Here is an 11,825-nt window from a genome sequence, read left to right as displayed (position 1 = left end):
ACTGTACTTCCATAAATGGGAAGTGTCAAGCATAAATTCGCTAGACAAACGATTGTTTACTAGACTTTAGAAGGAGACCTCGCGCGGCGACGCGAGGTCTCCTGGTTTTGCAACTATCCAGAACAGCCGAAGCTGTTATGGCGCGTGCACGATTTTCAACGAGTAGAACGAGACTCTTGCGGCCTTAGGACTCTGGCCGTAATCGCCGGCCTTGAAGTATCCTCCGATGCCGAGCAGCGGAGTACTGAGCGAATGTGCCGGGCCGCCGTTGATGCTGACCGTGAGCTTGTTGTGGCTGTAGGAGATCACGTAGCTGAACCGCGTACCCGGGTTAACGTGGCCGACCGTGGTCCTGGTTTCGCAGCCCCCGGCCGTGCACTGCTCGACGCCTGCCACCAGATCGCCGCCTGAGGTGTAGAACAGCTCGATCAGGGGGCGAACCGATACGGATTCGTCGAGGTGGATCTGTCCGACCACCGGGGCGCCAGCGGCCTGCGTGACGGTTAGCGTCGCGCTAAGCGTGTTGGTGCCACGCGAGGACCAGACAGAGGGGTTCACTTCACGCAGCTCCGACCGGCAGTGTTTGGAGTTGGCGGTCGTGACGCAGTTGACTCCGGGGTCGAAGAAGGCCATCGCCCCGTCGCTGCCGGTGAAGAAAAACTGGTCGGTGAAGCCGCTTTGGAGCTGGCTGCTTGAGATGGTCGTCGGGTGTCCGGGCGAGCCGGTCGGCAGTTGCAGCGACCAGATCGACAGGTTGAAGTTGCATCCCGGAGTCGCGTTCGGATTGAGTGGGCCGTTTCCGTGAGCGCACGGGGCTTTCTGTGCGTTCACAAATCCGGCAGAGATGGCATCGATGTGGCTGTTCGCTTGCACTCTAGTAACATTCAACTGCGCGACAACAAGCTGGATTGCGATTGCGATCAAAACCAGTGCGAGCACAACCCACAGAAGTGAATGCTGCTTCGTTGATTCTTTTCGCGTGGACAGCTGCTTTCCGCTGGTTATATTGAAATCTCCTGGACCGACCTCGAAAACTTCGGCCCTCCTAGACTTATTCCGTGTTGGTTCCATGCTGTTGACTCCTTGATTTTGTTACTGCGTCCCAAAGTGCTTTGCTTTGGGATCCGGTTGCACCTTGTGGATGGGGAAAGATGAAGGTGGGTGGAAGGTGAACATAACCGCCAAGCGCTTGCCTGTGATCGCCTTTGAACAGCATCTGAAGACTTACCATCCGTTATTCTCCTCGCGGCTAACGTCAGAGATTGATGAGGGTCTAAGTCGTATTGTTACTGGTCAAGCTGAGAGAACTGCACGTCGCGTACCGTTACCCTTCAGCCGTTACCCAGCCCCTTTCACAACAAAACGTTGCAAACTCTAATTGGTTTTTCCCAGTTCGGCAACTGAGAGTCTCCGTGTTTAACGGAGATTCTCGTCTCCTGCAGTCAATGGCTATACTCGTCGACGGCAATCGTAGAGAGTTTTACAATGTTTTGATTGTGAGTCAGAAGCGTTTCACTGAGTTTCCATCAGATTTGGTCAAGTTCTTGTCGTCCTGGTGAACTTCCTCCAAGTGATTGCGTGACTGGTTGCTATTCTTGTACATACCCATTCCGTCGGCGTATCGTTCGACTCACAAAGAAAAAGGCAGCTCTTGAGAGAGCTGCCCCCTGCAAGTTTGCTACGTTTTGCTTAAGGCTGTTGTACGAGCTTCCAAGCCTGAGCGCTGCTACCGTTACAGTCGAAGATCTCTAGCCGCACTCCGTTTGCAGTGGAAGCGCCCGGTACATCCAGGCAGCGGCCGCTGCCGCGCCCGACGAACTTGAAGAAGCCGTTGCCGAGAGAGACAGGCTGCCATTGCTGGTTGCTGCCTCCGCCAAAATTCCAAAGCTGAATCAGGCTGCCGTTGGCTGTGCCGACGTTGGTGACATCCCAGGCTTCTGCAGGTGCATTACGGTTGATAACTTTAAAGAAGCCGCTGTCGGTGGGTTGGAACTGCCATTCCTGGTTGGATTGCGCGTTGCCACAGGCCCATTGCTGAACGGCGGTGCCATTGCTGGTGCCACGTCCGGTCGCATCCACGCAGGCTGCGCTATTTTGATTGACGACGTTGTACCAGGCACTGCTGTTGATGGTGCCGCCACCACCACCTCCTCCTCCGCCATTCACGCCCCCGACCAGAGCGGGTGCAAGCGTTGGGTTAATGGTAAAGGCGTTTGTCGTCGTCCACTGCGACCAATCATTAGCGATTGTCGTCGCCGAATCCGATTGGATATTGGGAATTGGAGGCTTGTTGCTTTTCGTTTCATAGAGTCCCCAGTTTCCCTTGGTCGATTTATAAGCCCATACCGTCCAACTTATGTTGTTGTTGTTGTATTGGTTCATTGTGAATTGCCAGACCGATGTGGGATTACCGAAGTCATTAAATTCGCCGATATAGTCTGGAACGTTAAAGGATTGATGGCTTTTGAATTGGTTGACTTGATTGACTGCTCCGTTTTCTACAGCGCTGGCGGTCCCACTCCACTGGTACTCATGCATTTCATAGATTACGTTGGTCCAGCCAAAGGTGGATGGAGAAGGAAGCATGCTCCAATTCCAGCTGCCAAACGTTCCTTCAAAAATGCAAATATGCGTCGGATCCTGGCTACGTACGTCATTGTAGAGATTGTTCTGCGCAGTCACAGGCGCTTGATTATTGGGCGCACTCATCGGTTCATTCATTAAGTCATAAGCTGCCACGTTCGGATTGCCGTTGTAGTGGGCCGCTATATCCATCATCAGTTGATCCGTTGCCGACTGGTCCGCACTGCTGTTCCAGTATGTATTCGTATTTTGCCGTCCGGTGTCCTGGCTGGTGGATTGGCCACCCACTACGCCGTGCATGTCGATGATGGTGTAAATGCCGCGGGCGGCTGCTGCACTGACCACCCAGTCGAGCATGGTAAAAGCGTCTGGGCGCGATTGACCATTGAGGGTTTGGAAATTTCCCCACCATACCGGCACGCGTATGACGTTCATCCCCTCGGCTCTGATATTGTCCAGGTCAGCCGTTGTTATCCAGCTCTGCTCGTATGTTTTGATGAGGGTCTGCTCCGTAGCTACCCCAAAACGGTTATCCAGGGTCTTAATGATGCTGTAGTTGTCAGGCAAACCAGAAGAGTCTGCGGGGGTCATCCAGGTTTCGATGGTCAGCCACCCGCCAAGGTTCACACCGCGCAACGATACCTTGTTGCCGTTGGCGTCCACAATATTTACTCCACTGGAGTGGAGCATGCTAAGAGACTGTGCTGCGGCGAATTTAGCACTGCAGTTCAAGAACGCTAACAAACTTATTGCTGCCACAATATGACGGCGCAGCATTCTTGGAAATCGGCATGCATCGTGAGAATCTGCTTTCATTGTTTCCTCCGTGTAATGTATTTACCGGAGGGCTTCGTATCACCCGCCGGTTCTCATATTGCGGTACTGACCTCGCAATAGCACCGGAAGTCTATACAAAAGACAAACGTTTGTCTATTCAATTTGTGGCTGAAAATCGATCCGCTTGTGATTCCTCACAATTTGAGAAAAGACGGACGGTGGTTCTCATACCTTAACGTAGGGCTTTTTCTTTTGGGGGTCGGTCAACTGAGATTACAGCGACCTCGTTTTGTCAGTGTGTTTTTTCGGCAAGTTGATACACTTCTGACCCGGCAAGCAAATAAGCGCCGACTCCGAAGACATAACTGGATGTGGCGGTGTACTGGCCAGGGGCTGCGCCTATAGGTTGAATGCAGCCGAGTCTCCCATCGGCGTAGACGTGAGATACCAACCCTTTCCATGCTTTTTTCACGACTGGGAGATACTTGCGCCGGTCAAGAAGATGGTTATTGATACCGTAGGCCAGAGCATAGGTGTAAAAAGCTGAACCCGAGTTTTCTGGGAGGGGGTAAGCATTGGGGTTGAGAAGTCCTGGCCTCCATAACCCATCCTTCCCCTGCAAGGCGGCGATCGCGGCTGCCATCTCCCTGAACTGGGCAACGTACTTGTCACGCGAAGGATAATCTGCGGGCATGTAAGTAAGGACGCGCGCAAGTCCTGCCAGCACCCAACCATTCCCACGCGACCAAAACACCGGCTCGCCATTCGACTCGTGTTTCCCGATGTAACCGGCGTCGCGGAAGAATAAATGATTCTCAGGAGAGTAAAGCTTGGCGGAGGTAATCCACCATTCATGGTCCATGAAATCAAGATAGGCACGATCGCCCGTGGCCTTATAGAGTTCAGCCAATACTGGTGGCGCCATAAAGAGCGCATCGCACCACCACCAGAGAGGTTTCTCGGGATTGTCGGGTAGGTGCATCACTGTATCCATGCGCTGGCGAATCGGCGCAAGCATTGCAGGATCGTGGTCTTTGAAATAGAGCTGCAAATAAGTCTGGCCTATAGCGTGGTCATCTGCATGTTCTACGCGAGGACCCGGTTGCCACGCAAAGTTCTTCGCCATAGACAGCATGGCGTCCTGATACCGCTCGCCATCCACGTCATGCGGCACAGCCATGAAACCCGCATAGAGCGCTGCATACGTCCAATCCTGACTAAAATTCGGTTCTGCCCGTTTTAGCTGCCAATCCGCTACTTTGCGCATTGCTGCGCCCACGTCTCGCTGGGTCAGCTTTGCCGAGAGGTTTGCCGGTTCGGTCACTTCTGTGTTTGCATCGCCGGCCACCGCTACCCTGTCAACCTGCTTCGGGCTTTGCGCGAAAGCAACAGGAAGGCCTGCCTGGAAACACACTGAAACAGACAAAACGGCAACACCGAAACCTGCAACAAGTCCTATCCGGCGTATCAAATGACAAGTTTGGGTTAAAGGTGCTCGCCAAGAAATCCGCACAGCGTTCATGGAACTATCGATCTTAGAACTATCGGCTGCGATTCTCTCTGTCATGTAAACCCTGCATGCGGAAAATAGTCCGGACTCAATGAGCTTCGCTCGCCTTAGCTCGTCAAAATCCATACTAGGACAAACGTTTATGTAAGGTAGCATAATCGGGCGATTCGTAAGTTGGAGCAGCTGGTGCCGGAGCCTTGAGTTCGGGTAAAAGCATCGGGCTCGTCAACCCGCAAGGCCAATCGCGCTCAATTCGCTGCGTGCGTGGAAATGGGCTTGCCATCACTCGATCGGTTTTTCTGTTTTGCGGTTCCTGTAGATTCCCGAACCACCAGTTCGGGTTCCACAACGATCTCTGCCTGGAATTTTTCCAAGCCCCGAAGGCGGTTCAAAACAGATTGTGCCGCAAGTTTCCCCATCTCTGCCAACGGTTGGCGAATGGTGGTAAGCCTGGGGGTGCTGAATGCTGCTGCCTTGATGTCGTCGAACCCAATTACGGAGATATCTTCAGGCACGCGCAGCCCAAAGTCCTGAAACGCACGAATCGCACCGATGGCGGCAATGTCATTAAAGGAAACCAGCGCCGTGAACTTCTTCTTGTTGCAGAGAAGGTGTTGTACCACGGGGTACCCCAACTCGGGAGATTGCATGTCGAGATTGAGCTGAACGATCAAGTCAGATTTGACGGGAATGCCCATTTCACGCGCCACCTGAACCAGGTTGCGCCACCGTTCATCAGAATCTGAACTGAAGCTTTGACCGCGCATGAACGCGAGGTTCCGATGTCCGAGAGAATAGAGGTGGGTTAACGTTAGTTCGGCGGCCCGACGGTGGTTAAGCAGGACGTTGGTTACACCTTCGATGGCACGGTGCCCGGCGATGGCGACAACCGGCACCGGAAACGGATGCTCCAGAGCGGAATCGATGGCAATGAGAGCTTCAGCTCCACGACCCAGGAGCATTTGACTGTATTCTTCGATCAGATTCTTTCGATGCCGATGATGCGCCGTGAAATAAAAATATCCCGCGTTCATCAACTGATTCCCGACTCCGCTCATCATCTGGGTGTGATACCCGTCGCCAAGTTCAGGCACCAGGATTCCGATCGTCGAAGTTTGCCGGTTGCGCAGAGAGCGCGCGAGAAGGCTGGGCTGGTAATTCAATTTCTTGGCTGCGGCCTTAATGCGGTCGCGCGTCGCTTGGGGGATGGATCGTCCCGGAACATCTCGTAGTACCACGGAAACTGTCGCAGGAGACACGCCCAGATGATCAGCCAATTTCTTTAAACTAATGGGCTCATGCGCAACACGCGGCTTTTGTTTCATGCGATGCTCTCTTTTCTACAGGGACCGATGACGCACCTTGTGGATAGACATATGTCCCACACGCAATGGAGAGCGGACTCTCGCATCTCTCCCCTCTATATTAATCCATATATTCTACAGCACGAAAGAAAACGGTTTCATTAGGTGAGATAGACGCACTGGCTCTCTTGAGATGGTTCTGGACGTCACTGACCTGCCATCAAAGCGTTTCTTGATACGAAACTCGCCAGCTACTACCGAGGCGATCAAGGATTATCATCGTGCCAAGCGCAAATACCGGGACCAATAGGCCGACCCGCAACGAGCCACTATGAACAGAAAGTTCTCCAGTCATCCACGGGAGAGCTGCTCCGCCCAGCCCCGCGATGACGAAGATCCATTTTGATTGTGGCGAATCGTGCGTGAGCGCGAGAACGTTGGCCAGACAGAGAGGAAAAATCGGCGCAAGCATCAAGCCGGCCAATATGGCACTGAAGACAATGGCAAGCGGTGCACGGCTGACAAGTAGCAGCAGGGTGCCAATGAACGCGATGGTCAGTGATGACGTAAGAAGCTGCACCTCTGACAACCATCGTACGATCGCGGGTACAAGCATCCGGCCACAGAGAAGCGCGACCCAGAAACAGGATGCGGCGATCGGAGCCCATGCTTTGCTTGAAATCGGCAGACGACCAACGTAGGTCATCATCCAGCCGCTGACAGATACCTCCGTCCCAACATATAAAAAGGTAATGACCGCAAAAATTGAGACGAGCTTTAGCTGCCTGTGCCCATTCACGCTCTGAACGGCATTCCTCCCGCCGCCAACAAAGGCTGCGCGGTTCTTACCAATGAGAAGAAACGTCACCATCAGCGCCGCGGCTAAGAGAAGAAACAGGTAGGTAGGCGGCCAGCGCCCAACCCAAAGCGATGCGATTACCGGAGAAAGGGCGGCGCCAAGCCCCCAAAAAGCATTCAGAACTGAGAGCGCTGCTCCGCGATTCTCTAAAAATGTGCTGCCGATCAACATGCTTGTGGCCGTCATCGTCAAGCCCAAGCCCAGCCCGAAAGCGAGGAAGAACAGCACCTCGACCGAACCGGTAAAGAATGTGACCAGGATCGCGCCGGCTATCAGCAGGAAATATCCACTCACGAGACTGCGAAAGAAATCATTCCGCACTAAAAGCGCACCCAATGTAGAGCCAGTGAATTGGGCCGCGAAGAGAATGCCGGCACGTCGGTCGTCCAGATGCCAATTTACGTTAAGGGTAGGGAGAATACAGCCGAGCAGGGTGGTTCCGATTCCGGTGAGAGCAAATCCCACGTGCAACCATGTGACTGGCTGCGCCCGACTTCTAAGCTCGCCAGGCATCAATGACTGTGCCACCTACCTTGCGGGCTGTCCTCCGCGTCTTGTGACTCTCCGATCGTTCCGAAGATCTGGCCGCTTGAGTAGATCCGCGTACAATCAGCCCAGGTTCTATCGTAATTTGTTCTCGGAAAACTTCCGGTGCATGAAGCCGGTCCAGAACGCATTGTGCCGCAATCCTTCCCATCTGCGCCAAGGGTTGGCGGATCGTAGTGAGTCTCGGATTGTTAAACGCAGCGGCGTTGATATCGTCGAAGCCAATCACAGAGACATCGAGTGGCACGCGTAGTCCAAAATCTTGAAGTGCCCGTATCGCACCAATGGCCGACATATCGTTAAACGCGACCACGGCCGTGAACCACGTCCGAGCGGCAAGGAGAGGCTGCATCTCGGGATAGCCCAACTCGGGTGAGTTAATGTCGCGCTCGAGTTGTACAACGAGTTTTGGGTCGATGGGAACGCTCATCTCACGCGCCACCTGAACGATACTGCGCCAGCGATCATCGGAATCTGAACTGAACGGTTGGCCGCGCATGAATACGATGCGCCTATGACCCAGGGAATAAAGGTGCGTTAGGAGATGTTTCGCCGCGAGTCGGTGATCCAGCACAACATTTGTAACTCCGCGAATGGGACGATGTCCAGCAACTGCAGCCACTGGCACAGGAAGCGGATGCTCGAGCGCCGTGTCGACGGTAATCAGCGCTTCCGAACCCCGGCTGAGAAGCAGCTCACTGTATCGTTCAACCAGATCCTTGCGATGCCTGTGCTGCACAGTGAAGTAGAAGTATCCCGCCTCCATCAATTGATCGCCAATACCGCTCATCACTTGCGAGTGATAACCATTGCCGAGTTCGGGCACCATGATTCCCACGGTCTGAGTACGGTGGGTGCGAAGGGAACGAGCCGGGAAACTTGGCTCACCATTGAATGCTTTCGCCTCGTCTTGGATGCGATCGCGTGTGGCTTTCATGCTTCCTCAGCTTCTTCCTAAAATCATCATCTGTCGCTGCTCACTGCGAAATACAGACGTCTTCCCCAATAAATCCAAGGCGCCGGAATCAATCACCACGCTAACGTTGTAATGGAGTCTGGTTCTACCATCAAATCCAGTGCCCGCTCGCCAAGGCGGCATTCCAGCCTTTGTTGTTCGCCTCGATTCGTGACCACGAGCACATGGCTGCCATTGGGATTTTCAACGGCGACGTGATCAATACCGTCCAATTCTCCGTGAGATGCAATCACGCGGGCGCCCCGCTCGATCATCTTAGAGTAGTGCGCGAATGCCCAATATTGTCCGCTGCGGGTTATGCTCCCGGTCTTGGAGTCTATGGTAACGACTCCGCCGCACGGAAAAGGTCCAATGTTCGGCATTCCCTTCTCATCCAGTAAGAGGTTCCATCCAACGATGCATTGTGCCCAGTTCCGCAGGATGCCCGCGAAATTGTGTGACCATTTAACCCAATCGGTTGCATAGTCCGGGCTGCTAATGTCAGGTCCACCTTCCGTCCAGTAGTTGTGCTTCGTGGGAAAAGCGTCGTGCACGCGCGTCATGGCGTCAGGAGTGCCGCCATATCCGTGCCATGCAATCCCGTCGACGCGTTGGTTGACGCCCGGATCGCTGAGCTCGTCGATCGCTCGTCCCCAAAGGTTGTAGTTGTGGTCCAGGATCCAGATTTTTGTGTCGAGAGAAGCGCGCTCTAATGCGGGCCCAAGATGTCTCTTGACGAACTCGATCTCATATTCCTGCCCCCACAACGCAGCCGGCATTCTTCCGTCTTGATCGGTATCGACTTCATTTTGCACGGTAATGGCATTGATCTTCACTCCTTCAGCCGAATAACCTTGCAGAAATTTCACGAAATACTCGGCGTACGGAGCGAAGTATTTCTTGCGCATCGATCCACCCAGCATTGATCCCCCCGACTTCATCCAGCCTGGAGGACTCCACGGTGAAGAGAACAGGAATAGATCTGGATTAGCCTGACGCGCGGAACGCAGTGAAGGAAGGATATATGCGCGGTCGTGCTCTATGCTGAACCGGGTTAGTTCCGGATCCGGCTCCGAACTATCGTCAAAGCTGTAAGCGCTCGTGGAGTAATCACTTGCTCCAATGCACGTGCGTCCTACGGAGAGTCGGAGCCCGGTTGGCCCGAACAGTTCGGCCAGGAGAGCCTCTCGAGCCCCGGAGTTCATCCGCTGGAATAAGTAGCATGAGGCGTCGGTAAAGGCCGCGCCAAAACCAAGAATTTCCTGATAGCGCTGACCGGGATCGATGCGGATTCCTGTGAAAGAACCGGCGCGCGCGTCCCGCCATTGCGGAGCTTCCATCTGTTCCGACCGTCTGTTCTTTGAAGTAACCCAGCCTCTTACGCCGGAGGCGGCGCTGCCCCAAAGCAGCGAGCTCCTTCGGCTGGCAAGGTAAGCGACTACAGCACTGCAAGTTGTAAGGAAAGTGCGACGATTGCTCTGCATCAGAAATCTCCCATCTCCTCAGGCAAATAACGTTCGTTCTAATGTCGCCACCAACACCGCGAATTAAACAAACCGTTTTCTGGAGGGTACACAATCTTTGAGAGATTGACAATCTAACCCAGGGCAAAGAGCAGAGAATTACGGCAGGAACATCTAAAACCCAATTAGACAAACGATTATCGCGACAATGAAGCCGGATTTTTGTCAGATTTTTTTGTCTGTTTTGTCTTGACAGTGAGAGCGAATTAAGATTACCATGGTCGCCTTCAAAATCTATAAGACAATCGTTTGTTTACTATCTTATGAATGGAACAGGGGCGGGTTTTACTCAACACGCTCCGAGACGTCGGCAGATTCCGGACTCGCAGGGAAATCGGACCAATTCGCAGTCCTTAGACGTCACAACTCAAGCAACATCGATTTCGGCGGAAGCCGAGCATATTCAAACGGAGAGGCAGCGACGCCATGAAGAAAATGACACAAACGCGCAAGTGTGTGCAGTTATTGAGTTTGGCAATTCTGTTGCTTGCGAATATATGGGCATCAGCGCAGGTGAGCGTTTTAACCCAGCACAATGATAACCAGAGGACCGGCGCCAATTTGAGTGAGACCACGCTGAATACGTCCAACGTAAACACAAACCAGTTTGGTCTGCTATTCAGGATGCCAGTGGATGACCAAGTGTATGCCTCGCCTCTGTACGTTGCCAACCTCACCATCGCCGGCGCACAGCGTAACGTGGTGTATGTGGCCACGGTGAACAACACGATATACGCTTTCGATGCTGATAAGGGCGGCACGGCGCTCTGGTCGCGCAACTTTAACAACGGTGGCCGTCCCACCAGCCATACCGAAGTTGGCACTGGCGGACTGTGCACTACGTACACCGACTACACCGGGAACATCGGAATCGTCGGCACGCCGGTGATTGATTCCTCCACGAATACCATGTACTTCGTGGCCCGCACGGTTGAGAGCGGTGGCACGTTTCAGAGGCTGCGGGCGATTGATATCACGACTGGCAACGACCGCGCGTCAGCGTCTTCGGTCGCCATTGGGGCGAACGGATTTGATGTTGTCAGTCAAAACCAGCGACCGGCACTGACCCTCTCACAGGGCATTGTTTATATTGCGTGGTCATCCTTCTGCGATTTCGGGCCGTATCACGGTTTCGTGATGGGTTATGACGCCTCGACATTCCAGCAGGTCCATGTTTTCAACGACACCCCCAGCGGCACCCAGGCAGGAATTTGGCAGGCCGGGCAGGGCGCCAACGTGGATTCTAATGGCGATCTCTATTTCATGACCGGCAACGGCACCTTCGACGGAGGTTCCAATTTCGGTGAAAGTTTTCTCAAGTTGAACCCAAGCACCGGCTTAGGACTTCAGGATTGGTTTACGCCCTCTGATTTTAGCAACATGAACGCCGGCGACCGCGACTTAGGTTCTGCCGGAGCGCTGCTGATTCCGAACACCAGCCTCATCGTGGGCGGAGGCAAAGACGGCATCTTCTATCTTCTGAATACCAATGGCATGGGCCACGAGGTGGCCAACGATACGCAGATTGTGCAGAAGTTTCAGGCGACGTTTGTACACAACGGATGCGCAACGCTGCACATTCACGGATCTCCGGTGTATTGGGACAGCAACAGCAACGGTCCGGTGATCTATGTGTGGGGAGAAAACGACTTCCTGCGGCAGTTCCAGTTCAACGGCTCAACCTTCAACACATCGGCGATTCATACCAGCACCATGACGGCGGCCACGTGCGGCATGCCGGGTTGCATGCTCTCGGTTTCGGCCAATG

The 11,825-nt window shown here is 53.7% G+C and carries 8 protein-coding genes; 1 reads left to right on the top strand and 7 read right to left on the bottom strand.

What is annotated here, in order from left to right; translation table 11 throughout:
• Window positions 1-135: 135 nt before the first annotated feature.
• The 7 genes from VK738_00070 to VK738_00040 form a co-directional block, all read right to left on the bottom strand.
• Window positions 136-1,071, bottom strand: a complete 936-nt coding sequence (locus tag VK738_00070; GenBank protein ID HTD21027.1) for a polysaccharide lyase family 7 protein — start codon at window positions 1,069-1,071, stop codon at window positions 136-138.
• 618 nt (window positions 1,072-1,689) lie between these two features.
• A complete protein-coding gene (locus VK738_00065) occupies window positions 1,690-3,273 on the bottom strand; it encodes a ricin-type beta-trefoil lectin domain protein (GenBank protein HTD21026.1) in 1,584 nt (527 codons plus the stop codon).
• 379 nt (window positions 3,274-3,652) lie between these two features.
• Window positions 3,653-4,708 carry a glycoside hydrolase family 88 protein gene (locus VK738_00060; GenBank protein ID HTD21025.1) on the bottom strand — a complete coding sequence of 352 codons (1,056 nt, stop codon included), beginning with the start codon at window positions 4,706-4,708 and terminating at the stop codon, window positions 3,653-3,655.
• Between the two features lie 410 nt (window positions 4,709-5,118).
• The gene (locus tag VK738_00055; protein ID HTD21024.1) at window positions 5,119-6,195 is read right to left on the bottom strand and encodes a LacI family DNA-binding transcriptional regulator; all 1,077 of its coding nucleotides are present in this window, start codon (window positions 6,193-6,195) and stop codon (window positions 5,119-5,121) included.
• 199 nt (window positions 6,196-6,394) lie between these two features.
• Complete coding sequence (locus VK738_00050) at window positions 6,395-7,498, bottom strand: MFS transporter (protein ID HTD21023.1); 1,104 nt, start codon at window positions 7,496-7,498, stop codon at window positions 6,395-6,397.
• A gap of 31 nt (window positions 7,499-7,529) precedes the next feature.
• Entirely contained in the window at window positions 7,530-8,516 is a 987-nt protein-coding gene (locus tag VK738_00045; GenBank protein HTD21022.1) for a LacI family DNA-binding transcriptional regulator, read from the bottom strand.
• Between the two features lie 92 nt (window positions 8,517-8,608).
• Entirely contained in the window at window positions 8,609-10,018 is a 1,410-nt protein-coding gene (locus VK738_00040) for a glycoside hydrolase family 30 beta sandwich domain-containing protein (protein ID HTD21021.1), read from the bottom strand.
• Between the two features lie 465 nt (window positions 10,019-10,483).
• Here VK738_00040 and VK738_00035 point away from each other — a divergent pair.
• On the top strand, window positions 10,484-11,825 hold a 1,342-nt coding region (locus tag VK738_00035), incomplete at its 3' end, for a hypothetical protein (GenBank protein ID HTD21020.1).

The sequence above is a fragment of the Terriglobales bacterium genome (assembly GCA_035487355.1).
In the GTDB taxonomy this organism is placed as follows: domain Bacteria; phylum Acidobacteriota; class Terriglobia; order Terriglobales; family Acidobacteriaceae; genus QIAW01.
This window is presented reverse-complemented; position numbering and strand designations above follow the sequence as displayed.